Origin of the sequence: Bacillus sp. IT-79MI2, assembly GCF_949768135.1 — a bacterium.
In the GTDB taxonomy this organism is placed as follows: domain Bacteria; phylum Bacillota; class Bacilli; order Bacillales; family Bacillaceae_G; genus Bacillus_A; species Bacillus_A pseudomycoides.
Map to the genome: position 1 here is coordinate 450,025 of NZ_CATKPV010000062.1, position 23,855 is coordinate 473,879.

24 protein-coding genes and 1 other annotated feature are annotated in these 23,855 nt (G+C 36.7%); of the genes, 15 read left to right on the forward strand and 9 right to left on the reverse strand.

Translation table 11 applies throughout. The features are described from left to right. Positions 1 to 12 precede the first annotated feature (12 nt). The 4 genes from ACM6HU_RS15865 to ACM6HU_RS15880 all read left to right on the forward strand — a co-directional run bounded on the left by ACM6HU_RS15865 (position 13) and on the right by ACM6HU_RS15880 (position 3,875). A complete protein-coding gene (locus ACM6HU_RS15865) occupies positions 13 to 1,230 on the forward strand; it encodes an MFS transporter (RefSeq protein WP_077294585.1) in 1,218 nt (405 codons plus the stop codon). A gap of 55 nt (positions 1,231 to 1,285) precedes the next feature. Continuing rightward, positions 1,286 to 2,128 carry an aldo/keto reductase gene (locus ACM6HU_RS15870; protein WP_016131095.1) on the forward strand — a complete coding sequence of 281 codons (843 nt, stop codon included), beginning with the start codon at positions 1,286 to 1,288 and terminating at the stop codon, positions 2,126 to 2,128. 142 nt (positions 2,129 to 2,270) lie between these two features. After that, positions 2,271 to 2,831, forward strand: coding sequence for a biotin transporter BioY (locus ACM6HU_RS15875; protein ID WP_016131094.1), 561 nt, complete (start codon positions 2,271 to 2,273; stop codon positions 2,829 to 2,831). 141 nt (positions 2,832 to 2,972) lie between these two features. Further along, a complete protein-coding gene (locus ACM6HU_RS15880; RefSeq protein ID WP_016112455.1) occupies positions 2,973 to 3,875 on the forward strand; it encodes a thioester domain-containing protein in 903 nt (300 codons plus the stop codon). 36 nt (positions 3,876 to 3,911) lie between these two features. Here the strand turns inward: ACM6HU_RS15880 and ACM6HU_RS15885 are convergent, their stop codons facing one another. Next, a complete protein-coding gene (locus ACM6HU_RS15885) occupies positions 3,912 to 4,550 on the reverse strand; it encodes an NAD(P)-dependent oxidoreductase (protein ID WP_077294576.1) in 639 nt (212 codons plus the stop codon). 327 nt (positions 4,551 to 4,877) lie between these two features. On the opposite strand from ACM6HU_RS15885, the gene ACM6HU_RS15890 reads away from it, so the two are divergent. From ACM6HU_RS15890 to ACM6HU_RS15900, 3 genes are all read left to right on the forward strand, one after another. Then, the gene (locus ACM6HU_RS15890) at positions 4,878 to 6,305 is read left to right on the forward strand and encodes an alanine/glycine:cation symporter family protein (protein ID WP_077294573.1); all 1,428 of its coding nucleotides are present in this window, start codon (positions 4,878 to 4,880) and stop codon (positions 6,303 to 6,305) included. 323 nt (positions 6,306 to 6,628) lie between these two features. Beyond that, positions 6,629 to 7,810 carry a NupC/NupG family nucleoside CNT transporter gene (locus ACM6HU_RS15895; RefSeq protein ID WP_077294570.1) on the forward strand — a complete coding sequence of 394 codons (1,182 nt, stop codon included), beginning with the start codon at positions 6,629 to 6,631 and terminating at the stop codon, positions 7,808 to 7,810. Positions 7,811 to 8,155: 345 nt separating this feature from the next. Continuing rightward, the gene (locus ACM6HU_RS15900; RefSeq protein ID WP_077294567.1) at positions 8,156 to 9,337 is read left to right on the forward strand and encodes a NupC/NupG family nucleoside CNT transporter; all 1,182 of its coding nucleotides are present in this window, start codon (positions 8,156 to 8,158) and stop codon (positions 9,335 to 9,337) included. Between the two features lie 44 nt (positions 9,338 to 9,381). On the opposite strand, the gene ACM6HU_RS15905 is transcribed toward ACM6HU_RS15900, so the two are convergent. The 3 genes from ACM6HU_RS15905 to ACM6HU_RS15915 form a co-directional block, all read right to left on the reverse strand. Further along, positions 9,382 to 10,554 carry a DUF418 domain-containing protein gene (locus ACM6HU_RS15905; protein ID WP_016131091.1) on the reverse strand — a complete coding sequence of 391 codons (1,173 nt, stop codon included), beginning with the start codon at positions 10,552 to 10,554 and terminating at the stop codon, positions 9,382 to 9,384. Between the two features lie 172 nt (positions 10,555 to 10,726). Beyond that, positions 10,727 to 11,233 (reverse strand): ferritin, encoded by a 507-nt coding sequence (locus tag ACM6HU_RS15910; RefSeq protein WP_016112449.1) that lies wholly within the window; start codon positions 11,231 to 11,233, stop codon positions 10,727 to 10,729. A 55-nt stretch (positions 11,234 to 11,288) separates the two neighbouring features. Beyond that, positions 11,289 to 11,609: a MazG nucleotide pyrophosphohydrolase domain-containing protein gene (locus ACM6HU_RS15915; protein ID WP_016112448.1), complete on the reverse strand. Its 321-nt coding sequence runs from the start codon at positions 11,607 to 11,609 to the stop codon at positions 11,289 to 11,291. Positions 11,610 to 11,682: 73 nt separating this feature from the next. Here ACM6HU_RS15915 and ACM6HU_RS15920 point away from each other — a divergent pair, with 73 nt between their 5' ends. Then, positions 11,683 to 12,261 carry a TIGR00730 family Rossman fold protein gene (locus tag ACM6HU_RS15920; RefSeq protein ID WP_044880770.1) on the forward strand — a complete coding sequence of 193 codons (579 nt, stop codon included), beginning with the start codon at positions 11,683 to 11,685 and terminating at the stop codon, positions 12,259 to 12,261. A gap of 27 nt (positions 12,262 to 12,288) precedes the next feature. Here ACM6HU_RS15920 and ACM6HU_RS15925 read toward each other — a convergent pair whose 3' ends face one another. Beyond that, on the reverse strand, positions 12,289 to 12,486 hold the full coding sequence (locus ACM6HU_RS15925; protein WP_033670863.1) for a hypothetical protein: 198 nt from the start codon (positions 12,484 to 12,486) through the stop codon (positions 12,289 to 12,291). A gap of 206 nt (positions 12,487 to 12,692) precedes the next feature. Further along, positions 12,693 to 13,133 (reverse strand): Dps family protein, encoded by a 441-nt coding sequence (locus ACM6HU_RS15930; protein ID WP_016112446.1) that lies wholly within the window; start codon positions 13,131 to 13,133, stop codon positions 12,693 to 12,695. Between the two features lie 212 nt (positions 13,134 to 13,345). On the opposite strand from ACM6HU_RS15930, the gene ACM6HU_RS15935 reads away from it, so the two are divergent. The 4 genes from ACM6HU_RS15935 (at position 13,346) to ACM6HU_RS15950 (ending at position 16,856) form a co-directional block, all read left to right on the forward strand. Further along, the gene (locus tag ACM6HU_RS15935) at positions 13,346 to 13,780 is read left to right on the forward strand and encodes a DUF3920 family protein (protein WP_077294557.1); all 435 of its coding nucleotides are present in this window, start codon (positions 13,346 to 13,348) and stop codon (positions 13,778 to 13,780) included. A gap of 113 nt (positions 13,781 to 13,893) precedes the next feature. Then, positions 13,894 to 14,304, forward strand: a complete 411-nt coding sequence (locus ACM6HU_RS15940) for a MarR family winged helix-turn-helix transcriptional regulator (RefSeq protein WP_016112444.1) — start codon at positions 13,894 to 13,896, stop codon at positions 14,302 to 14,304. A 49-nt stretch (positions 14,305 to 14,353) separates the two neighbouring features. Next, positions 14,354 to 15,052, forward strand: coding sequence for a pirin family protein (locus ACM6HU_RS15945; protein ID WP_016132390.1), 699 nt, complete (start codon positions 14,354 to 14,356; stop codon positions 15,050 to 15,052). A gap of 154 nt (positions 15,053 to 15,206) precedes the next feature. Beyond that, a complete protein-coding gene (locus ACM6HU_RS15950) occupies positions 15,207 to 16,856 on the forward strand; it encodes a M4 family metallopeptidase (protein ID WP_414848254.1) in 1,650 nt (549 codons plus the stop codon). A gap of 44 nt (positions 16,857 to 16,900) precedes the next feature. Here the strand turns inward: ACM6HU_RS15950 and ACM6HU_RS15955 are convergent, their stop codons facing one another. After that, positions 16,901 to 17,215, reverse strand: coding sequence for a metal-sulfur cluster assembly factor (locus tag ACM6HU_RS15955; protein WP_000076465.1), 315 nt, complete (start codon positions 17,213 to 17,215; stop codon positions 16,901 to 16,903). A gap of 139 nt (positions 17,216 to 17,354) precedes the next feature. On the opposite strand from ACM6HU_RS15955, the gene ACM6HU_RS15960 reads away from it, so the two are divergent. Next, the gene (locus tag ACM6HU_RS15960; protein WP_016131086.1) at positions 17,355 to 18,449 is read left to right on the forward strand and encodes a TIGR04053 family radical SAM/SPASM domain-containing protein; all 1,095 of its coding nucleotides are present in this window, start codon (positions 17,355 to 17,357) and stop codon (positions 18,447 to 18,449) included. Between the two features lie 231 nt (positions 18,450 to 18,680). On the opposite strand, the gene ACM6HU_RS15965 is transcribed toward ACM6HU_RS15960, so the two are convergent. Further along, positions 18,681 to 19,502 (reverse strand): class I SAM-dependent methyltransferase, encoded by an 822-nt coding sequence (locus tag ACM6HU_RS15965; RefSeq protein ID WP_016131085.1) that lies wholly within the window; start codon positions 19,500 to 19,502, stop codon positions 18,681 to 18,683. Between the two features lie 116 nt (positions 19,503 to 19,618). Further along, positions 19,619 to 19,892, forward strand: a binding site (T-box leader). A gap of 51 nt (positions 19,893 to 19,943) precedes the next feature. Between ACM6HU_RS15965 and metG the strand changes: the two genes are divergently transcribed. Continuing rightward, positions 19,944 to 21,572 carry a methionine--tRNA ligase gene (gene metG / locus ACM6HU_RS15970; protein WP_016132388.1) on the forward strand — a complete coding sequence of 543 codons (1,629 nt, stop codon included), beginning with the start codon at positions 19,944 to 19,946 and terminating at the stop codon, positions 21,570 to 21,572. A 31-nt stretch (positions 21,573 to 21,603) separates the two neighbouring features. Here metG and ACM6HU_RS15975 read toward each other — a convergent pair whose 3' ends face one another. Then, on the reverse strand, positions 21,604 to 22,506 hold the full coding sequence (locus ACM6HU_RS15975) for an EamA family transporter (RefSeq protein ID WP_016131083.1): 903 nt from the start codon (positions 22,504 to 22,506) through the stop codon (positions 21,604 to 21,606). Between the two features lie 538 nt (positions 22,507 to 23,044). Between ACM6HU_RS15975 and ACM6HU_RS15980 the strand changes: the two genes are divergently transcribed. Continuing rightward, positions 23,045 to 23,659 (forward strand): DedA family protein, encoded by a 615-nt coding sequence (locus ACM6HU_RS15980; RefSeq protein ID WP_016112437.1) that lies wholly within the window; start codon positions 23,045 to 23,047, stop codon positions 23,657 to 23,659. Positions 23,660 to 23,855 lie beyond the last annotated feature (196 nt).

The following is a 23,855-nucleotide window of genomic DNA, read 5'->3' on the forward strand; positions in this document are numbered from 1 at the left end:
GGAGGAATTCGATTGAGTTCATATACAGTACCGTCTTCAGATGTTCAAACAAATAGAAGAAGTGTGTTTGCTTTATTAGCATTAGCGATTAGTGCGTTTGGCATTGGTACAACTGAATTTATTAGCGTCGGTTTATTGCCATCTATTTCGAACGATTTACATGTTTCAGTTACAACAGCAGGTTTAACCGTGTCTTTATATGCGCTAGGAGTAGCATTTGGCGCTCCTGTATTAACGTCGTTGACAGCTAGTATGTCACGGAAAACATTATTAATGTGGATTATGATTGTTTTCATTATTGGTAATGGTATTGCAGGAGTGGCAACAGGCTTTGGTGTACTGCTTGTTGCGAGAGTTGTATCTGCATTTGCGCATGGAGTATTTATGTCGATAGGTTCAACAATCGCTGCAGCTCTTGTACCAGAAGATAAACGTGCTAGTGCAATTGCTTTTATGTTCACAGGCTTAACAGTCGCAACTATCACAGGTGTACCAATTGGAACATTTATAGGTCAACAATTTGGCTGGAGAGCTTCGTTTATGGTTATCGTAGCAATTGGAATCGTTGCCCTTATCGCAAACAGTTTGTTAATTCCATCTAGTTTAAAAAAAGGTACGTCTGTATCATTTCGCGATCAATTTAAATTAATAACAAACGGAAGACTATTACTTGTTTTCGTAATTACCGCATTAGGGTACGGCGGAACATTTGTAACATTTACGTACTTGTCTTCATTATTACAAGAGGTGACAGGGTTTAAAGCAAGTACAGTTACAATCATTTTGTTAGTATATGGGATTGCAATTGCGATTGGGAATATGATTGGTGGAAAACTATCGAACCATAATCCAATTCGTGCATTATTCTATATGTTTTTCATTCAAGCGATTGTGCTATTCGTACTCACATTTACGGCGCCGTTTAAAGTGGCGGGGCTTATTACGATTATTTTAATGGGATTATTCGCGTTTATGAATGTTCCAGGATTACAAGTGTATGTTGTGATATTAGCTGAACGCTTTGTTCCGAGCGCTGTAGATGTTGCTTCTGCAATTAACATTGCCTCCTTTAATGCAGGGATTGCTCTTGGGGCTTACCTTGGTGGCATTGTAACGAATTCATTAGGGTTAATTCATACAGCGTGGGTCGGCGCAATTATGGTAGTTGGTGCAGTCATATTAACGGCATGGGGTATGGGATTAGAAAAACGAGATCAGGAAAAAAGTTAGTATTCATAAGTGAACCATATTATACAAATAAAAAGATGAAGGAGAGAAAAAGAATATGATTAAGAATTTACAAGATCGTGTAGCGTTGCATAACGGCGTGGAAATGCCTGGGTTTGGTTTAGGTGTATTTAAAGTAGAAGAAGGACCTGAACTTGTTAATGCAGTGAAAACAGCGATTAAACAAGGATATCGTAGCATTGATACAGCGTCGATTTATGCAAATGAAAAAGCGGTAGGAGAAGGAATCCGTGAAGGGATAAAAGAGGCAGGCGTCTCAAGAGAAGACTTATTTATTACTTCAAAAGTATGGAATAGAGATCAAGGATATGAAGAAACGTTAGCTGCATATGAAGAAAGTCTAAAAAAACTAGAGCTTGATTATTTAGATTTATACCTTGTTCATTGGCCTGTAGAAGGAAAATATAAAGATACGTGGAGAGCATTAGAAAAGTTATATAAAGAAGGACGCGTACGTGCAATTGGCGTGAGTAACTTCCAAATCCATCATTTGAAAGATGTAATGGAAGGGGCAGAAGTGAAACCGATGATTAACCAAGTAGAATATCATCCGCGTTTAACGCAAAAAGAATTGCGGGACTTCTGTCGTGAACAAGGTATTCAAATGGAGGCTTGGTCACCTCTTATGCAAGGGCAGTTACTAGATAATCCTGCGTTACAAGAGATTGCAGATAAATATGGAAAAACAACTGCGCAAATTATCTTGCGCTGGGATTTACAAAATGAAGTTGTAACGATTCCAAAATCAACAAAAGAGCACCGTATTATTCAAAATGCGGACATATTTAATTTTGAATTAACAAAAGAAGATATGGAACAAATTGATGCGTTAAATCAGAATCATCGCGTTGGTCCAGATCCGGATAACTTTGATTTCTAAAATGAACAGAGGAGAAGGGCACAAAAAATTTGTGCTCTTCTTTTTAATTGTAGAAAACTAAAAATTCAAACAAAACATTTACTCTGTATATGAAATAGGATATCTTAAATTTATAATATGAAATTTTCCTAGGGAGGCACATATGAACAATCATCGTACAAATCATTTCCGCATGTTAATTGTTACTGCACTATTTGCTGCTATTATTGGTATTTTGGCCCAAGTTACAATTCCTCTGCCGCTCGTTCCGATAACAGGACAAACATTAGCGATTGGTCTTACTGCTACAATTTTAGGTTCACGCTATGGCACTTTATCTGTACTGTTATATGTTTTAATTGGTGCAACTGGAATTCCTGTTTATGCTGGGTTTAGTGGCGGTTTATCCGTTTTATTTGGTCCTACAGGCGGCTTCCTATTAGCCTTCATTCCAACTGCTTTTTTAATTGGTTTGTTAACTGAGAAGACAAAGCTTACATTTTGGAATTCGTTAATGGCAAATGTTTTAGGAATGTTTGTGACATTAACGATTGGGACTGTATTCTTAAAGTATGTGGCATCGCTAGGATGGCAAGCTGCTTTCATGGGTGGTTTTGTGCCCTTCCTTATTGTAGGTGTAATAAAAGCTGCATTAGCTGCATGGGTTGGGATTCAGGTAAGAGGAGCGTTAGTGCGTTCGAAATTATTATTGCAAGAAAACTAAATGATGATAGAAACACGCCTAGAATGATCTCTGCGCGTGTTTTTTTATAGCGTCTTAAGAAGGGAAAAGTAATGTATAAAAAGACTTTTTAACTAGATACTATACAGTAGTAAATTTGTTATTTTATAAGGGGTTGTGAACATGAATATTAAACAATCGTATAAGTTATTGGTTGCTTTTTTGAGTGTTTTATTTGTATTTGCGAATTTATTATTCCCACTCCAAAAAGCATTCGCGGAAGTAATGGATCACACAAAGTACGAAATGGATTGGAGTTATAGTAAGTCAAAAAAGAAACCAATCCGAACAGAACTTATCAAAACAGCAGATGGAAAAATCGCCTTTTGCTTGAATGTAGATTTGAAATCACCAAGCGGTCAAGATTTACCCGAAATGGGGAAAGTGGATATTGGTGTATATCGCGTGTTATTAAATGGATATCCGCAAAAGAGTCCACAGGAATTAGGTGTCTCCGATTGGAGAGAGGCGCATTATGCGACACAGCTCGCTGTATGGAATGCGCTGGGACAAGTGGATATTAATGATTTAGATTTTCGTAATAAAAATGTAGAAAAAGTAATGAAAGATATTGTTGCGAAAGCAAAGAGCAGTGAAGAAGTACAAGAAATTACGATGAGTGTTACGCCGTCAGAAAAGCAAGAAGCGGTATTAAAAGATGAGTTCTTCGAAACAGATTTATATACGGTGCAAACAAATGCGAAAAGTGGAACGTACCAAGTGCAAGCAACTGGTGCGCCTGCAGGAGTTAAATTTGTGAATGAAAAGGGCGAAACAAAAACACAGTTTAATGTGGGGGAAAAGTTCCGTATTTTAATTCCGAAAGAGACAGCATCTGGTGAATTTAGCTTTAAAGTATCGGGAACTTTAACAAGATTACAAGGTATCGCGCATAAGGGAACACCGAAAATTCAAGATGCGGTAGTTTTATTAGAGCGCAGTGAAGAGAAAACAAGCCCGGATCTAGCGGTAAGCTGGAAAAAGGCTGAAGTTCCGCAGAAACCGAATAAACCTTATAAACGATAAAAAAGCGCTGGCGTTTGCCAGCGCTTTTTTCTATTATTATTCAGCTTCTGATACAACTGTGAAGCGTTCGTTCACGTGTTTTGGATTTTCGATTTCATCAAGTGCAGCTACAGCGAAGTCTTCGTAACTTACATAGCTGTCGCCTTTTTCGTTAACAAGAAGGTGATCTTTACCTGCTTTGTAAGAGCCAGTACGTTTTCCTAATGCGAATAGAGCAGAAGGGCTAATGAATGTCCAAGTGATATCGTTTGTTTGTTGTAAGATCTCTAGGTTTTTCCCTTGGTTTTGAGCAGTTGCAAGGTATTCATTTGGGAAACCTGGTGTATCAAATACGCGAGTTGTTTTTGCTTCATCTACAAATAAGCTTCCAGCACCGCCGACAACAAGTAATTTCGTATTAGGAGCATCTTTCATTGCTTCAATTAATACGTTACCTGCATCTACGTGAAGACGTTCTTGACCTGCTGGAGCACCAAATGCGTTCACCACTACGTCAAATGCTTGAAGATCATCAGCAGTAAGGTCGAATACGTCTTTTTCTAAAACTTTTACATTGTCTTCTGTAATTTTTGCAGCGTTTCTTACGATTGCAGTGACTTCGTGACCGCGATCAAGTGCCTCTTTTAAAATGCGACTTCCAGCTTTTCCGCTTGCTCCGATAATTCCGATTTTCATAATATATACCTCCAAATGCTTAATAGAATAAATGTTAAAAATATATATGCAAAAATAAATCGATGTAGTTAAGCAGATGTTTTTATCACCCTGTTGTAACTAGTATAGTTACAGGTTTTGTTTTTGTCAATCGCTTTGTTTATAAAAAATATTTCTTCAAATAGTATGTACGTTTCTAAAAATAACAAGTCACATTTCTTAACAAGTAACACGATTGCGTTATAAAACCTAACATTTGGAAGTGATAACCTGTCGAAAAATGTTGATTTTTGAATATTTTTTAAATATAATTCAATTTATGAAAAGAAAAGGGAGGGGACTAATCGTATGAACATTTTAGAACAGTTCGTTTCATCAACGAATACGATTCTTTGGTCATATATTCTTATCGCAATGTTAATAGGCCTAGGGCTTTATTTTTCTTTTAAATTGAAATTCGTACAAATTAGCCATTTAGGGGAAATGGTACGATTAATGAGTGATGGATTAACTGGAAAGACACGTAAAAAGGGCAGCGTATCTTCTTTCCAAGCTTTCTGTATGAGTTCAGCAGCCCGCATTGGGATTGGGAACTTGGCTGGTGTAGCGCTAGCTATTTCTATGGGAGGGCCTGGCGCAGTATTTTGGATGTGGGTAATTGCAATTATCGGGGCATCTTCAAGCTTTGTAGAAAGTACACTTGCACAGATTTATAAAGTAAAAGATGGCAGCGGCTTCCGTGGTGGTCCTGCTTATTATATGGAAAAAGGTTTAAACAAACGTTGGATGGGAATTTGGTTTTCTATTCTGATTACAATTAGTTACGGTTTAATTTTCAACTCAGTACAGGCAAATACAGTTACGCTAGCATTTAAAAATGCATTCGGTTTAGAGCGTTATGTTGTAGGAATCGCATTAGCTGTATTAGTCGCGGTTATTATTTTTGGCGGTGTTAAAAGTATTGCACGTATGTCAGAGATGATCGTTCCACCAATGGCAATTCTTTATATAGCAGTAGCTGTTTTCGTTGTTATTAAAAACTTCTATTTACTACCAGATGTCTTTACGGAAATCTTTAAAGGTGCATTCGGTTTAGATTCAGCTGTAGGTGGCGGTATTGGAGCAGCGATGAAGTATGGTATTCAGCGCGGATTATTTGCGAATGAAGCAGGTATGGGTAGTGCGCCGAATGCGGCTGCGACAGCAGATGTAACACACCCAGCTAAACAAGGATTTATTCAAACAATTGGAGTTTTAGTAGACACATTTTTAGTATGTACATCAACAGCATTTATCGTACTATGCTCTGAAGCATATAAGGCAACGAATTTAGAAGGAATTGAATTAACACAAAAGGCGCTAAGCTCACAAATTGGTCCATGGGCAAGTAGCTTCTTAGCGATTATTATTTTCCTATTTGCGTTTAGCTCACTTCTAGGAAACTATTATTATGGTGAAACAAATATCGAATTCATTAAGAAAAGTAAAACATGGTTAATGATTTACCGTGCTGCAGTAGTTGGAATGATTCTATTCGGTTCTGTTGCAACGCTTCAAATTGTTTGGAGTATGGCAGACTTATTTATGGGGTTAATGGTAATCACAAACTTAATTGCGATTACACTTCTTGGCCGATTTGCATATGCTGCGTTGGCAGACTATGTAAAGCAAAAGAAACAAGGAAAAGATCCGGTCTTCAACGCGGATTCTATTCCAGGTTTAACAAATACAGAGTGCTGGGACAAGCCAGTGGTAGAAAAAGAAAAAGCTGTATAATGAAATGGGAAACGAGCATCAAGTCGAACTTGATGCTCGTTTTTTGATGGGGATAAATTAGGTGGATGAGGTAAAAGACGAACGTTAACTTGAGTTTTATAAGAAAATGTAATTTTTTTAGAAATATGAAGATGTGAGTTGGAATTTGTGTTAGAATGGATAATGGCTTCGGAGATAAGAGGTTAGCCGGATTGTATTTGTTATTTTTATATTTTGAGTGATGAATGGAAAGTTCGGATTATTTCTTATTTTATGAGGTCAGACGTTCAACGTTAAAAAACTTTAGGGAACGTTGAAGAAGGTTTAAATGGAGGATTTTATATATGAAGTTTGTTATGTTTCTTGTAGGATTACTTGTTGTATTTATACTGGGTTTTCTTATAAGTGCGGATCGAAAGAAAATCAAGTATAAACCAATTGTGGTTATGCTTGTTATTCAGTTGGTATTATCATATTTCTTATTAAATACGCAAGTTGGTTATATTTTAGTAAAAGGAATTTCAGATGGATTTGGAGCGTTACTTACATATGCGGAATCTGGAATCGTTTTCGTATTTGGTGGTCTTGTTAATAAAGGAGAGATTTCCTTCTTCTTAACAGCATTATTGCCAATCGTGTTCTTCGCCGTATTAATTGGAATTCTGCAGCACTTTAAAATTTTACCGTTATTTATTCGTTCAGTTGGTTATCTACTTAGTAAAGTAAATGGTCTAGGGAAACTAGAATCATATAATGCAGTAGCGGCAGCAATCGTCGGACAGGCTGAAGTATTTATTACGGTAAAAGATCAATTAAGAAAAATACCGAAGCATCGTTTATATACACTTTGTGCTTCTTCTATGTCGACAGTATCTATGTCGATTGTTGGATCGTATATGAAAATGATTGATCCAAAATATGTAGTAACAGCACTTGTATTAAATTTATTTAGTGGCTTTATCATTATTCATATTATTAATCCATATGACGTTACTGAAGAAGAAGATACACTTAAGTTAGAAAATAAACAAAAGCAATCGTTCTTCGAAATGCTTGGCGAATATATTATGCTTGGATTTACAATTGCAGTAACAGTGGCTGCAATGTTACTTGGTTTTGTAGCGTTAATTACAGCGATTAACAGCTTGTTTGATTCTATTTTCGGTATTACATTCCAAGCTATTCTAGGATACATTTTTTCACCACTTGCATTTGTAATGGGTATTCCGCAATCAGAGATGGTAACGGCGGGACAAATTATGGCGACGAAATTAGTATCAAACGAATTTGTTGCGATGCTTGACCTTGGAAAAGTAGGAGGAGAACTATCAGCCCGTACAGTTGGTATTCTTTCTGTATTCCTTGTATCATTTGCAAACTTTTCGTCTATTGGAATTATTGCAGGAGCAACGAAAGGGATTGATGAAAATCAATCAAATGTTGTTTCTTCATTTGGATTAAAGCTTGTATATGGTGCAACGTTAGTAAGTATTTTATCAGCAATTATTGTTGGTGTTATGTTATAGGAATAAAAAGCAGTGAGCAGAAGCTCATTGCTTTTTTATTTCATAAACATAAATTCTAGCGAGATTTGTAAGGGAGAAATTAACATATCATTTATTGAAAAAATTATGTTGCATTTCGCCTAGATAACGCTTACAATTTGTTTGTGGGTGGTATCAGTTTCATACCTTAAATCAAGTAGGGAAGAAGAGACCACTAATTGTAAATTATAATTTATGTAAACGCTTACTGGTTTTAGGTTACAGTTTAAAGTAAATAGTATTTTAGAGGTTTAATTTTTTTAACATCAATGGTCAGACGTCATTCGTTGGACAACCAATAACTCATGGAAAGTGGAGGATTCACATATGAAACTAGTTATGTTTCTAGTCGGTTTACTTGCTGTATTTGTACTTGGTTTTCTTGTAAGTTCAGATCGGAAGAAAATTAAATATAAACCAATTGCAATTATGCTTGTTATTCAATTAGCATTGGCATACTTCTTATTAAATACAAAGATTGGGTATGTGTTAGTTAAAGGAATTTCAGATGGCTTTGGAGCCATTTTAAAATATGCGGAATCCGGCGTTAATTTTGTATTTGGTGGACTTGTAAATAAAGGAGAATTTACGTTTTTCCTTTCAGTATTACTTCCAATTATTTTCCTAGCGGTGTTAATTGGGATACTACAACATCTTAGAATTTTACCAATCATTATTAAAGCAGTTGGATTTTTATTAAGTAAAATAAATGGTTTAGGAAAGCTTGAATCTTATAATGCAGTAGCAGCGGCAATTGTTGGTCAAGGGGAAGTATTTATTACAGTAAAAGATCAACTTAGCAAGCTGCCAAAAAATCGTTTATATACACTTTGTGCATCTTCTATGTCAACAGTATCAATGTCAATCGTCGGTTCTTACATGAAAATGCTTGATCCCAAGTATGTAGTAACAGCACTTGTTTTAAACTTATTTAGTGGATTTATTATCATTCATATTATCAACCCTTATGATGTAAGTGAAGAAGAAGACATTTTAGAATTACAAGAAGATAGGAAGCAAACGTTCTTCGAAATGTTAGGCGAATACATTATGCTTGGATTCTCTATTGCAGTAACAGTAGCAGCAATGTTAATTGGATTCGTAGCATTAATGGCAGCAATTAACGGTTTGTTTGATTCTATTTTCGGCATCACATTCCAAAGTATTTTAGGATATGTGTTCTCACCACTAGCATTTGTTATGGGTATCCCAACATCAGAGATGCTACAAGCAGGACAAATTATGGCAACCAAATTAGTAACAAACGAATTTGTTGCGATGCTTGATTTAGGAAAAGTAGCTGGTGACTTATCAGCTCGTACAGTAGGTATTTTATCAATCTTCCTTGTATCATTTGCAAACTTCTCATCTATCGGGATTATCGCAGGTGCAACGAAGAGTATCGATGGAAAACAAGCAAACGTTGTATCCTCTTTCGGATTAAAGCTTGTGTATGGTGCAACGTTAGTAAGTATATTATCAGCGGTTATCGTTGGGGTTATGCTATAAAAATAAGGAAAGCAATGGGCGCGTGAGCTCATTGCTTTTTTTATTTAACTTACTTTGTTTAACTTACGTTTAAAAGCAGGCCTTTTTAAATATGTGCCAAGACGCCATACGTATTCAACTGGCCCTATGCGATACCTTTTTAACCAACAGGTGCTAGCATATAATTGGATGACGTAAATTACAATTGTTAAGACAATGCCAAAGAAGTAGCCGATTTTCCCATATAAACCAAGTCCATACGCATAAAAAATGGTGGTAGCAATGATGGATTGCGCTAAATAGTTACTAACTGACATTTTTCCTATGTTAGCCATATATTCTAATAAGCGTGATGCTTTTTTGTAATGAAATAATAAAATGATAGAGCTTCCGTAAAAAAGGGCCATACTTATCGGTGTAACACTGTCTTTTAACATAATGAGAAGAGGTTGTTTTGTTAATAACTCTAAGATTTTTACAGCGAAAGAGAAAATACCACTCATGAGCCATAGCTTTTTGAGAGGGGAGACATGTTTATCAATTTCGAAAAGCCACCCTTTTTTACCGACATACATCCCTAATAAGAACAGTGGAGTCATGAAAATCAGTGCAAAAAGCGATATGAAAAATGTTCCGAAAAAACCAGTAATCCCAATATATTTAAAAGGATCTTCATTAAGGCGGAAGCTTACATGTTCTATATAACTACCAGTTTCATGAACCTGTTGTTCTTTTGCGATATAAGGGGCAAAGTCATCGGACATATTGGTGCTTGGTTCAAAGGGATAAGACATCAGCATAGTTAGTACTAGTATGATGGATGCCCAAATGATCAATGTTTTGGGCTTTCGATTGATAAACATCATTAATAAGATTCCTATAATTCCATAACCGAATAAAATATCTCCGTCCCAAATAAAAGCTCCATGAATATATCCAATAATTAACAAAATGATGATACGTCTTATATAAGTGGGAAAGAAACGCTTTTCTTTTGCTATAATGCTCTTTTGTAGCAAAATAATACTAATCCCAAATAGAAAAGAAAATAGGGAAATGAAATTGTGGGTGCCAAAAAACTGAATAAGCCAATTTGCCCCCGCATCAATGTTTTCGAATACATAAGTAGGCTGTTCACCGCTAAACATTCCAAATTGAATTAATGTCATGTTAACAAGTAAAATACCGAATAAAGCAAAACCGCGAACGGCATCGATTGCTTCTACACGTTGTTTCATAGAGATGTTCTCCTTCCCGTTTGTACTCTATATTGAAAATAATACCATTTATAATAGTAGTCCTATATAGAATGAGCGAAGATTTAAGCTGATTTTAATCCGATGTTAAGGTGAAAAGTGATTTAAAGGAGAAAAAAATCACCTTAACGAATTCATTAAGGTGATAAGGATATTACTCAGCAGGAGGAGTAAACGTACGTTTTTCCAATTCCGCATCTAACATAAATAGAGCGTTAGAGTCGCTTGTAATACGTTTTAGTTTTTGGATGATGCTGTCGAAAGAAGCTTCTTCTTCAACCTGTTCGTCAACGAACCATTTTAAGAATGTAATTGTCGCGTGCTCACGCTCATCCCAAGCGATATCGGATAAGTTGTAAATACGCTTTGTTACTTCACGCTCATGCTCAAGTGCGATCTCAAATGCGCTTAAAACAGATTCATATTCATTGTTAGGGTTTTCGAATCCAGTAATAATGGCGCGCTCTCCGCGGTCATTAATGTAATTGTAAAGTTTCATTGCGTGGAAACGCTCTTCTTCTGCTTGTACAAGGAAAAAGTTTGCAAATCCATCATAGCTTTCTGCTGTGCAGTAAGCAGCCATTGCCATGTAAACATGGGCAGAGTAAAATTCAAAATTCATTTGGTCGTTAAGCGCATCGTGTAATTTAGTAGATAACATAAATTCTCTCCTTTGTATGTTGTCGGAACCATTATATCATAATTGATAAATATTCTCATTTATTTTCGAAACGATTAGAAAGCTTCTCGACATGTGCCTCCATAATATCTTGTAAGTCTAAATCATATTTTTGAGAAAGGATAATGAGGTTTGCAAGTACATCTCCAAGTTCTTCTTTTAATTCAATTTTCAATTCTTCCACTTGTTTTACTTGTTCATCTGGGCGATCGCGTCCAATTTCAATGGCGCGTACAACTCGTGAAACTTCTCCTACTTCTTCTGTTAAGAAATTCAAGCGAATAAAAGAGTTATATTGTGACCAGCTTCGTTTTTCGTAAAATTCCTCAACCCATCTCTGAAATTCGGCAATATTCAATTCTTTCTCATCCCTTCAATATGTTGTACAATATTCATTGTATCATAACAATATATAGTTTCGGGGTGTAGGTATGAGAAAGATTTGTGTGTTTGCAGGTTCTAATTTAGGAGAAAGACCTGAATTTAAAGAGCAAGCAATTAAGCTTGGAGAAGTGCTTGTCCAAAATAATTGTGAACTAGTATACGGCGGTTCATGTGTTGGTTTAATGGGGGAAGTAGCCAATGAAGTGTTGCGCTTAGGCGGACGTGTCACTGGTGTTATGCCTCGCGGTTTATTTCGCGGAGAGATTGTTCATAAAGGATTAACAGAACTAATTGAAGTAGAAACAATGCATGAGCGCAAAGCAAAAATGGGAGAGCTTGCGGATGCATTTATTGCGTTACCAGGTGGCTACGGAACATTTGAAGAGTTATTTGAGGTTGTATGTTGGTCACAAATTGGGATTCATGACAAGCCAGTTGGATTATTAAATAGTAAAGATTTTTATAGTCCAATTTTGCAAATGATCGATCGCGCAGCAGAAGAAGGGTTTATGAATCCATCGAATAAAGAGTTAATTGTTTCGGCGGATAATGCAGAAGAATTATTGCTCCACATGAAAAACTATAAGAGACCTGTTATGGGGAATAAGTGGAAGCAGTTATCATAATAAGATGAATAAAAAGAGGCATTCCGTTCATTTCGGAATGCCTCTAGATTTGTTTTTCAAAGCTTTTTTATATAAATACCAGCCGCTCCAACCACCAACGATTGCAATGCAGATGAAGAAAGGATAGCTTCTGGTGTCCACGGTCAGATTGAAAATATTTGCTATACCTAAAGCAATTCCAGCAGTTAATAAGGCGGAAAATGCTCGAATCAAATAGTCTTTCAACTGAACCACTCCCGTCATTTGATGGTAATACTAGAATGTTCTATATACCATGAATAAAAGAGTTACTTAAATAAAAATATCAGACTTTTCTATATTTTAACATAAAACTACTTAAAATATATAGATATAATAATAATACCCCCTCAAGTTAAATTGAGAGGGTTTTATTGAGTGTCTAGCTCCAGCCGCTTCCGCTTTTAATATTATTATTGATTCAAGAACGCACGTAGCATCCAAGCGTGTTTTTCTAGTTCTGTGTAGATGCCAAGTAGTAAGTCAGATGTCGTTTCGTCGTCAGCATCCTGCGCGATTTCCATACCTTTTTTCAGTTCGCCTAGCATCATTTGGTAGTCTTTCATAATTGCTTCGACCATCCCTTCTGCAGTCTCTCCGTAAGCTGCTTCTTGAATAGAAGATCGTTCTAAGTATTCTTTCATTGTTGCTACTGGTTTGCCACCAATTGCTAAAATGCGTTCTGCAATTTCATCGATGTGTCCAGCTGCTTCTGTGTAAAATTGTTCGAATTTCTCATGTAGTGTAAAGAAATGAGGTCCTTTTACATACCAATGGAAGTTGTGTAGTTTTGTAAATAATACGTTCCAGTCTGCTACCTGTTTGTTTAATACTTCGATTACTTGTGTGTTCATATGATCAATCTCCTTTTGAGTTATTATATTATATCTGTTACTAATTTATAATTATTATAATCTAGTAATTGGTATAAATCAAGCTTTTCACAAACATTAATTTTGAACATTTTTTGAACTAGATGTAATGTTGTATTGCAATATGTGTTTATTTTTCCTATATGGTGGCATACATATAGAAAAAGGGAATATAGAAAGGAGAACGGAGGGCAATGGAACTCCAGTTTCAAAACGTATATCAGCAAGCTGGGAATTGGTACGTGCTGGATTCAGAATTTCCTTGGGATATTCAGCAAGTGAAAGACGATGTATTTTCACTTATTGAGAAACGCGAAATTCCAGTTGTTTTTTGCGATACGTGTGATACAAATAATGTGCTTGTAAACTTAGGAGAAGAGGAAGAAGAGTTTTTATTTCCTTTAAGCGGTTTTTATCATAAAGAAAGACAATTGATTTTTGTTTGCATGTGGGGACAGTATGAACAAGTGCTCAAAACTTTACTACATGAATTCAGGCATTCAATGCAACATGAGAAAAATGTATTATACATTGGAAAAGAAGCGTATGAAGCACGGTGGATTGAAAAGGATGCCCGAGCATTTGCAGAACGTAAAATGAATGAATATATAAGAAGAAACTTAAACTAAGGCATAGTGGGAGAAACTTACTATGCTTTTGTTTATTGCTCACTATAATAAAGTAATTGACATTTTTAAAGTTTAGTTCTAAACTAAAGACATCAAGTAAGCGAGGTGATGGAATGAAAACAGAAGAAAGATTAGGATTATTGTTATGGTTTCGTTTATCACGCTTTTATAACAGAAGCATTCGTGAGACAAATCAACATTTGAAAGAATGGAGTTTATCTGCTGCCCAGTTTGATGTTCTAGCCCAAATTGGTGGGCACGATCGATTAACACAGCAAGAACTCGGGCGAAAGCTATTTGTTACAAAAGGGAACATCACGCAGCTTTTAAATAAAATGGAGCAGCTTGATTGGATTAAGCGAGAACAGGAAGGTACTACGAAATACCTTTCGCTAACTGAAAAGGGCAGAGTTTTGTATGAAGAGGTTGTTCCACCGCAAGAGACGTTTCAAGCAGAACAATTTGATAAGTTAAATCGTAATGAACAAAAACAACTACTAGAATTACTTCGAAAGTTACAATAAAAAATTTTAAATAAATATCTCGAATTCGAGATAATATGAGGTGAAGGATATGTTTAAAAAAGTTGATCATAAAAATATGGGAAGAGCAAATCACGGTTGGTTAAATACACATTTTCATTTTTCATTCGCAGATTATTATAATCCAGATAATATGAGATTTGGGGCGCTTCGCGTTATTAATGATGATTTAGTAGCAGCGCAAACAGGATTTGATATGCATCCGCACCGTGATATGGAGATTATTTCTTATGTTGTAGATGGTGCATTAACACACCAAGATAGCATGGGGAACCGCGGTACAATTGAGCGTGGACATGTACAATATATGAGCGCTGGTACAGGTGTTTTTCATAGTGAACATAATTTAGGGAATGAGACATTACGCCTATTACAAATTTGGATTTTACCAGACCGCGCAGGGCACACACCAAACTACGGTGAGTTCAAGTTTGATTGGAATAAACGTGAAAACAATTGGTTCCATATGGTATCTCCAATTGATGGTGGTGCACCAATTGAAATTCATCAAGACGCAAATTTATATTCACTATCTTTAGAAGCAGGAAAAGAAATCACTTTCCCTGTTATCGAAGATCGTCAAGTTTATCTTGTGCAAATTGAAGGAAGCGGTGTTGTAAATGGTGAGACACTTGTAATGCGCGATGCAGCAGAAGTAGTTGAAGAAGATATTCGTATTCAAGCAAAAGAGCACTCACATTATTTAGCGATTGAGATGAAAAAGCAATAAGGAATGAAGGAAAAGGGAGTGTCTAACAAGGCGCTCCCTTTTTGGATGAAATTGTAAGAGAAAAGTTTCTCAATATTTTTTGGTAGGAGATATTTTCCTTTTCTCGAAATGTATTAAGAGTGTCAAAAATTTTTGGGGAATGGGGAGTGTTAGATTGAAAAAGCAAGTCGTTTCATCAGCATTAGCTTTATCCGTTATCGTTGGAGGTTTTGGGGCATTCGGAGCAACAAAAACACAAGCGGCAGAGCAACAAATTCAGTATCACCAAGAATTTAAAACACCGGCTTACATAGGTGAGGAATGGAAAGCACCGCAAGGATTAGATAAAAAAGAAACAGTATTTCAGTATTTAGAGAGTAAGAAGGATATGTTTAAATTAGCAGGAAATATTGACAAACATTTTAATATTGTAGGGGAAGAAAAGGACGCTGAATCGGGTACAACACATGTGAAGTTAGTTGAGAAACATAATAATGTTCCTGTATATGGATCAGATCAAACAGTTACGATTGATAAAGACAATAACGTAAAGGCGTTCTTCGGGCAAGTTATCCCGAATTTAGAAGATAAAAATATTCCAGCTGCAGCTAGCATTACTGATGAGAAGGCGGTAGAAGTTGCAAAGGCTGATATTGAGAAAGAAATTGGCAAAGTAGATAAATATGATGGTGTGAAAAAAGATTTATATGTGTATGAAAAAGATGGACAATACTATCTTGCATACCTTGTTAAAGCGTCTATTTCAAAACCAGCACCAGGATACTGGCATTACTTTGTTGATGCAACAAATGGAAATATCATTGAGAAATATAATGCAATCGATCATATTACTGGTTTTGGCTATGGCGTTCTAGGAAACAAGCAATCATTTGAAATTGCTCAAGATGAAAAAACAGGAGCATTTAACTTGTTTGATGGAAAACGTGGAAATGGTGTTCACACGTTTGATGCACAAAATATGGATGAGAACTGGTTTAATCTCTTCTCACAATGGCTTGGATATACAGGTGAAGAGGTAGAAAGTAAGTCGAAATTCTTCGAGGACAAAGCTGCTGTCGATGCACACGTAAATGCAGGAAAAGTATATGATTATTATAAAAAGACATTTAACCGTAATTCTTTCGATAATAAAGGTGCGAGGCTGATTTCTACTGTTCACGTAGGTGAAGGTTGGAATAACGCAGCTTGGAACGGTGTACAAATGATGTATGGAGATGGGGATGGAACAACATTCATTCCATTATCTGCAGGTCTAGATGTTATTGGACATGAATTAACGCATGCTGTAACAGAGCATACAGCAAATCTTGTATATAAAGATGAGTCTGGTGCATTGAACGAATCGCTATCGGATATTTTCGGTGCGATGGTAGACCGTGATGATTGGGAGCTTGGGGAAGATATTTATACACCGGGTAAACCAGGAGATGCGCTACGCTCCTTAAGTAACCCTGCTTCTATTAAAAACCCATTAAAACCAACTGAAGGTTATCCAGATCATTACGTCAAACGTTATAAAGGAACAGCTGATAATGGCGGCGTGCATATTAACAGTAGTATCAATAACAAAGCAGCATATTTAGTGTCTGAAGGTGGCACGCATTATGGTGTGAAAGTAACTGGCGTAGGCCGTGAAGCAACAGAAAAAATTTACTACCGTGCGCTTTCAAAATATTTAACTGCAAACTCTAACTTTAAAATGATGCGCCAAGCGGCACTTCAAGCTGCGACAGACTTATATGGTCAAAACTCTAAAGAAGTACAAGCTGTAACGAAAGCTTATGACGCAGTTGGTGTGAAATAAGATGAAAAAAGACCTGACTTGGTTGTCAGGTCTTTCTTTGTCAGTTAATCACGAATGCCTAGCGCGATTTTTGCCATACGTGACATACGCTCTTTGGACCAAGGTGGATTCCAAACGACATTGACCTCGATTTCATTTACTTCAGGTACATTTGTTGATAATACTTTTTTGACATCGGATACGATCTGTCCAGCCATTGGACAACCGATAGAAGTCATTGTCATTGTAATAACAGCATTATTATTTTCATCTGCTGTTACGTCATATACTAATCCAAGATTGATAATATCAACGCCTAATTCAGGATCGATAACAGCCTCTAAATTGGCATATAATTTCTCTTCGAATTCTTGCGACATGCACAACACCCCTAATATTAATGATATCCATTCTCATTATAAAGGAAATAAGATAAAGATGCAGTGAAATAGCTCACAGTGTTTTTTTTGAATCTTCCCTATACTGATTATAAGTATGTAGGGAGGAGCGAGATTGAAAATGAATTATGATGAAAATCCTTTTATTGTGATATGGGAAGTTACACGAGCTTGTGAATTAAAATGTTTGCATTGCCGAGCTGAAGCGCAGTATAGGAGAGACCCAAGAGAATTGACTTTTCTTGAAGGGAAGAGATTAATTGATGAAATATATGAAATGGATAAGCCAATGCTAGTTTTTTCTGGTGGGGATCCGCTTATGAGAGCGGATATTTATGAGCTAGCAGATTATGCAGTGCGAAAAGGATTACGAGTTTCGATGACGCCTAGTGCGACTCCAAATGTGACCAAAGAGGCGATTCAAAAAGCAAAAGAGGTTGGACTTGCACGCTGGGCTTTTAGTGTGGATGGTGCTACAGCTGAGACACATGATCGTTTTCGCGGCGTGGCGGGGTCTTTTCAGCTTACGATGGATGCGATTCAATACTTAAATGAGTTACAGATTCCTGTTCAAATTAATACAACCATTTCTAAGTATAATATTCATGAAGTAGAGGAGATGGCAGCGCTTGTTGAACAATTGGGTGGTGTGCTATGGAGCGTATTTTTTCTTGTTCCAACTGGAAGAGGAAATATAGATGATATGATTTCGCCAGTGGAACATGAACTTGTATTTCGAAAGTTATATGAAATAGGTAAAACCGCATCGTTTGATGTAAAAACAACAGCGGCTCAGCATTACCGAAGAGTTGTTATGCAGCAAAAAAATAAGGGAGGAACAAGTAAGCAAAGAATGTGTTATGAAGATGCACTCCAAAATGTTTTAACCGGAAAAATTGATGGTTTAGGACGAGCACCGAAGGGAGTCAATGACGGTAACGGTTTTGTTTTCATTTCGCATATTGGTGATGTATATCCAAGTGGATTATTACCTATTGGAGCTGGGAATGTGAGAGAAACACGTTTACGAGACATTTACCGTCACTCACCAATTTTTCAAGCGTTACGTAATCCAGATGGCTATAAAGGAAAATGCGGGAAGTGTGAATACCGCTATATATGTGGTGGTTCTCGTTCTAGGGCATATGCGATAACCGGTGATTATTTAGAGAGCGAACCATATTGTGTATATGTACCGAAAGTTTTAAGAAGCTAGCTAATAAAAAATGTGAGATTCCTATTGTCTTTTTAGGATACATCATGTATACTTCTAATTAGTTGATAACGATTATCAATATCAACTAAAACATTGCTCTTCGTTATGTTGGTCATACCCCTTTTGACTGCGTAAGTCAGAGACAAAATGTTGAAATACCTTGTGTCCTATTCTACAGAATTATGGTAATCTCCAACCTCAACTTATATGCGTTAAGCATGCAAAAGGATCCTATCCGTGAAGGGATCCTTTTTTGCATGCTGTTGTCGCAATTAACGTGTAAAGTCCTGGGATACGCTCTTCAATTTCTTTTGGAGCAGAAGAAGGAAAGACCCAGCGTTGGTGTGGGCCATGTTCTTCAATCAGCTTTTCAATGTGTAAGTTTGCCCCCGCAATTTCTGTAATAATTTCTCCTAACGTCCAGCGACGAATCATCGTTTTTTGTAGTAGGTCTTGCTGCGTTTTATCCAGTAGAATGCCATAAGCAACGTTATCTTCAATTACTTCTTCAGAGAAATAATCCCCGTTTGCCTTGAATTTTTGATCATCTGTCGCTAATAACTTTGTATAAAGGGGATGATAGTCACGAAGTATAAAAGTACCACCGTCTTTTAGAAGCTCTGAGATTAATTTAAAAAGCGGTTTGAGATCTAAAAAGTAATGAAGTACACCGAGTTCTAACAAAACAACATCAAATGATTGAGAAGGTGTTATTTCTAGTACATCTGAAACGATGTATTCAATAGACACCTCTGCAGCATTCGCTAGCTCATTTGCATATTTGGCATTGCTTTCAGAAATATCTACAACTGTTACGTCAGCACCTAATAATGCGAATGCCACAGCTTTATTTCCTTTCGAACCAAGTAAATTTATGATGCGTTTTTCCTGTATATTCTCTATGTAAGGTAAGTAATAGGATACTTCATGGGCTGGATCTTGTAATAATTTCTTTGCATATTCCTTGGGGGTACCATGCCGATTGGTCCACGCCTCATAGGCAGCAGCGTTCCAACTTTGCTTATTAATTGTGCTTAATTGTTTTTGATTCAATGAGATCGCTCCTTTCTTTAAACATGTATATATTCGGAAGGAATTATTTATTTCCTGTTTTCTTTTATAAAAAGTTTGATTTTTCTGTATTTTAGTCGTAAAATACGTGTTATATATGAAAAGCATTGAAAAGGAAAAGTAGAATGAAACCATTCTTTCCAGAGAGCTTCGGGAGCTGAGAAGAAGCAAGAATGTTCATTTGAACAATGGCCTTTGAGCTGCGTCCTGAACTTATCAGATGATAATAGTAGGCGGCGACGAGAGTTGGTTCTCGTTATCAAAATCACAGTATAAGAGCGTAATATTGCTCCGTACTTGACGAGGTCAGTTGTGTGAATAGCTGACGAAATAAGGTGGTACCGCGACTGTTTATACAGCCCCGCCCTTATCTTTTTAGAAGATAGGGGTGGGGCTTTTTATATTTAAAAGGAGGAATAGATGATGAGTACTTTTATTGGTGGAGCTTGGCCGTATGCGAATGGCTCTTTACATCTTGGGCATGTTGCGGGTTTATTACCTGGGGATATTTTAGCTCGCTATTATAGAACGAAAGGTGAAAATGTTCTTTACGTATCAGGAAGCGATTGTAATGGAACTCCGATTGCTATTCGGGCCAAACAAGAAGGGGTTACTGCAAAAGAAATTGCAGACTATTATCATGAGGAATTTGAGCGATGTTTTAAGGAGCTTGGTTTTACGTATGATTGTTATACACGTACAGATGCACAGCATCATCATGAAACGGTACAGAAGATTTTCTTACGTTTGTTAGAAGAAGGATTTATTTATAAAAAGACAGTTGAGCAAGCATATTGCGAAACGTGTACACAATTTTTACCGGATCGCTATGTGGAGGGTGTCTGTCCACATTGCCATGAACCAGCACGCGGTGATCAATGTGATGCATGCTCAGCTATTTTAGATCCACTCGATTTATTAGAAAAGAAATGTAAGCTGTGTGGAAATACGCCAGCAGTTAAGGAAACAGAGCATTTCTATTTTGCATTGCATAAATTTCAGCAGCAGATTAATGATGCGATAGCGGTTGCAAAACGAGAAGGAGCATGGCGTGATAATGCAATCCAATTAACAGAGCGTTACTTAGAAGAAGGATTACAGGACCGGGCTGTATCACGTGATTTACCAATTGGAGTGCCAATTCCAGTTAAGGGATATGAGGATAAGAAAATTTACGTGTGGATTGAAGCTGTTGCTGGTTATTATTCAGCGAGTAAACGATGGGCTGAAGAAATGGGCGAAGATGATGGGGAGTTCTGGAGTAGCAGCGCGAAGACATACTATGTTCATGGGAAGGATAATATCCCGTTCCATTCTATTATTTGGCCAGCTGTATTACTTGGGATAGGAGAAAAGGCAATTCCGCGGCATATCGTTTCCAATGAATATTTAACTGTTGAGAAACGAAAGTTATCGACAAGCAAAAACTGGGCAGTATGGGTACCAGATATATTAGAGCGGTATGATCCAGATTCGATTCGTTATTTCTTAACGATTAATGCACCAGAAAATCGCGATACCGATTTTTCTTGGCGCGAATTTATCTATAGCCATAACAGTGAGTTGCTAGGCGCATATGGGAATTTTGTAAATCGTACATTAAAGTTTATTGAGAAATATTATGACGGTGCGGTACCAAAGGGGCATATAAATCCAGAGCTAAAAGAAAGAATAGAGGAATTATATCGCAGTGTAGGAAATGCGATTGAGCAGGCTCATTTTAAAGTAGCGTTGGAAATGATTTTTGAAACGGTACGATTTACGAACAAATATTTTGATGAGCAGGCGCCCTGGAAGCAAAGGGAGGAAGAGCCTGTTGCTTGCGAAGAGACGATTTACACCTGTGTATATTTTATTGTGAATTTTGCGCAGTTACTGGAGCCGTTTTTACCGTTTTCAAGTGAAAGGGTGCGGAATATGCTAGCGATTACGAATACGGGCTGGAAATGTGAAAATATATTGCCAGAGCGGATAAGTCATGTACAGCCTTTATTTGAAAGAATTGATATAAAACAAATTGAAAAAGAGGTAGAAAGGTTATATGGAGCATGAAAGTAAAAAGAGCACATGATGTGCTCTTTTTTTAGGCGCTATGTTCTATGCTCTTTTTCTTCTCTTTCCGTGCAGTCAAAATTTGTGGTGTGAAAATACCAAGCAATATGCAAACAATGCCGAGCCATTGCATCGGTGATACGACTTCATGAACAAGAGTGATAGAAGCAATGATTGCTGTTGGTAGTTCTGCAGCACCTAAAATGGTTCCCAATCCTATGCCGACTTTTGGTACACCGATGGAGAAGCAAATTACCGGTATAACAACACCGAAGAATCCAAGGAAGAAAGCGTACTTCCATAATCCAGCTTGCAAGGCACCATCCATTAAAAAGGTTGGTGGAAAGAATAAACACACAATAAGTGTAGCACTTGTTGTCATAAGGAAGCTTTTTGTATAGGGTGATACATTTGTAGCAACGCGGCCACTTGCAAAGACATAAAAGGAAAAAGAGATAGCGGCTAACAGTCCAAAGATAATACCCTTTGTGGAGAAGTTTTGACCAAGCCCTTCAAACACACCGCCTGCAAATAATGTTCCGGCAAATAAAATAATAATAGATATTACTTTTTCGCGGCTTGGTAATGTCTTGTTAGCGACTGCGTCAATGACTACTCCAATCCAGGTAAATTGAAAGAGTAGAACAACAGCGATGGAAGCAGGTAATTCTTCTACAGAAATCGCGTAGAAAATCCCGGTCATGCTCATTGTTGTTCCGACAGCTAATAAGGTCAATGCTTGTTTTTTCGAGACTTTATGACGCGAGAAGAAAAGAACGAGCAATAAAAGTCCCACCCAACCAAATACATATTGTCCACCTAGTAACTCATGTGCAGAAAACCCGTTCATAAAGCCAAGTTTGAAAATTGTAGAAAGTACGCCGTAGCTGCAGGCGCCAAATAAAACTAATAATGAAAACTTAAATTTCTCCATAAAAAATCCTCCTTCGACAAATAAAAAACGCCCGCTGTCCAATTAAGGACAGCGGGCGAACGAAACAGAGTGAAAACTCTACAAAATTCCGCCACTCACAATCGTGTGTGAGTTTGGGTATAAAACATTTGATAATGACTATGACTCTAGTTTATAGCAATCTCTTTTACATTTTCAATATAAAGTAGATGTAATTCTTCTCGCAAGTTTTTGTGTGTTTTTTAGAAATCACATGTGAGAAGAGTTGCGCGTATCTTCTAAAATAAGGATAAGTGAATTTCTAAAAGTTAACTATGCGAAAATGAGAGAAAAGTGCAATTTTTTTGTATATAATAAAGGAGAAATGAAAAAATTTGAAAATATATAATAGATATTAGGAGAATTTGCATGAATATGGGGTATTTTAGTATTTCCCTTACAAAAATGTAATCTAAATGTAAGCTATTGTGATAGTTATTTCGACAATTTTTTTATACAATAATAGTAACAGTTTGAACGTGATGGATGCTGTAGATAAGAGAGAAAAGGAGAGATCGACATGGAATGGATTCATGAATTATTTCAGCAATACGGTTACTATGTAGTACTTGTAGGATTGCTGTTAGAGTATATTGCGCTTCCGTTTCCGGGAGAGCCAACACTAGCATACGCGGGTTTTTTGGCGCATCAAGGGGATTTACAATTACCCCTTTTAATTATCTTATCATGTATTGGAACGAGTGTTGGGATGACAATTCAGTACTTTTTAGGTAATAAACTTGGTATGCCGTTTGTACAGAAGTATGGGAAGTATGTGTTTTTAACGCAAAGAAAAATTGATTTAACGAGAATGTGGTTTGATAAATATGGATACTTCCTTATTTTTATCGGATTCTTTATTCCAGGTGTACGCCATTTTACTGGATACTTTGCAGGCATTATTAATTTACCATTCCGTCGCTTTGCTATAACGATTTACTCTGGTGCTCTATTCTGGGTATCTTTCTTCTTAATCGGTGGCTATTGGTTAGGTGGAAACTTACATGATATATTTGGAGTACTTGGACAACACATTGGGAAAATTATCTTTGGAGTGATTGTTATTGTAGCAATTACGTTAGGAGTTCGTTTCCGCAAACAATTAAAACGTGTTTTTGTACAAGGTGCAAATTAATATGGAATCCATTCTATGTCGAAATTTGGAAAGAGCAGTGCTAATAGGCACTGCTCTTTTTTATTGAAATCCATCCCCCTCACATTCTGAGCGAGCCGCTTACGCTTTTTAGTGTATTTTCCATTTTGCTTTTATTTTACCTGTAAGGTTGTCACCAGTAACTACAATATAATATGTTCCTGTTTTAGTTGCTGAA

Coding starts and splice junctions, on each gene's coding strand:
- ACM6HU_RS15870 (WP_016131095.1), top strand. CDS start 1,286: ATGATTAAGAATTTACAAGATCGTGTAGCGTTGCATAACGGCGTGGAA.
- ACM6HU_RS15875 (WP_016131094.1), top strand. CDS start 2,271: ATGAACAATCATCGTACAAATCATTTCCGCATGTTAATTGTTACTGCA.
- ACM6HU_RS15880 (WP_016112455.1), top strand. CDS start 2,973: ATGAATATTAAACAATCGTATAAGTTATTGGTTGCTTTTTTGAGTGTT.
- ACM6HU_RS15885 (WP_077294576.1), bottom strand. CDS start 4,550: ATGAAAATCGGAATTATCGGAGCAAGCGGAAAAGCTGGAAGTCGCATT.
- ACM6HU_RS15890 (WP_077294573.1), top strand. CDS start 4,878: ATGAACATTTTAGAACAGTTCGTTTCATCAACGAATACGATTCTTTGG.
- ACM6HU_RS15895 (WP_077294570.1), top strand. CDS start 6,629: ATGAAGTTTGTTATGTTTCTTGTAGGATTACTTGTTGTATTTATACTG.
- ACM6HU_RS15900 (WP_077294567.1), top strand. CDS start 8,156: ATGAAACTAGTTATGTTTCTAGTCGGTTTACTTGCTGTATTTGTACTT.
- ACM6HU_RS15905 (WP_016131091.1), bottom strand. CDS start 10,554: ATGAAACAACGTGTAGAAGCAATCGATGCCGTTCGCGGTTTTGCTTTA.
- ACM6HU_RS15910 (WP_016112449.1), bottom strand. CDS start 11,233: ATGTTATCTACTAAATTACACGATGCGCTTAACGACCAAATGAATTTT.
- ACM6HU_RS15920 (WP_044880770.1), top strand. CDS start 11,683: ATGAGAAAGATTTGTGTGTTTGCAGGTTCTAATTTAGGAGAAAGACCT.
- ACM6HU_RS15930 (WP_016112446.1), bottom strand. CDS start 13,133: ATGAACACACAAGTAATCGAAGTATTAAACAAACAGGTAGCAGACTGG.
- ACM6HU_RS15935 (WP_077294557.1), top strand. CDS start 13,346: ATGGAACTCCAGTTTCAAAACGTATATCAGCAAGCTGGGAATTGGTAC.
- ACM6HU_RS15940 (WP_016112444.1), top strand. CDS start 13,894: ATGAAAACAGAAGAAAGATTAGGATTATTGTTATGGTTTCGTTTATCA.
- ACM6HU_RS15945 (WP_016132390.1), top strand. CDS start 14,354: ATGTTTAAAAAAGTTGATCATAAAAATATGGGAAGAGCAAATCACGGT.
- ACM6HU_RS15955 (WP_000076465.1), bottom strand. CDS start 17,215: ATGTCGCAAGAATTCGAAGAGAAATTATATGCCAATTTAGAGGCTGTT.
- ACM6HU_RS15960 (WP_016131086.1), top strand. CDS start 17,355: ATGAATTATGATGAAAATCCTTTTATTGTGATATGGGAAGTTACACGA.
- metG (WP_016132388.1), top strand. CDS start 19,944: ATGAGTACTTTTATTGGTGGAGCTTGGCCGTATGCGAATGGCTCTTTA.
- ACM6HU_RS15975 (WP_016131083.1), bottom strand. CDS start 22,506: ATGGAGAAATTTAAGTTTTCATTATTAGTTTTATTTGGCGCCTGCAGC.
- ACM6HU_RS15980 (WP_016112437.1), top strand. CDS start 23,045: ATGGAATGGATTCATGAATTATTTCAGCAATACGGTTACTATGTAGTA.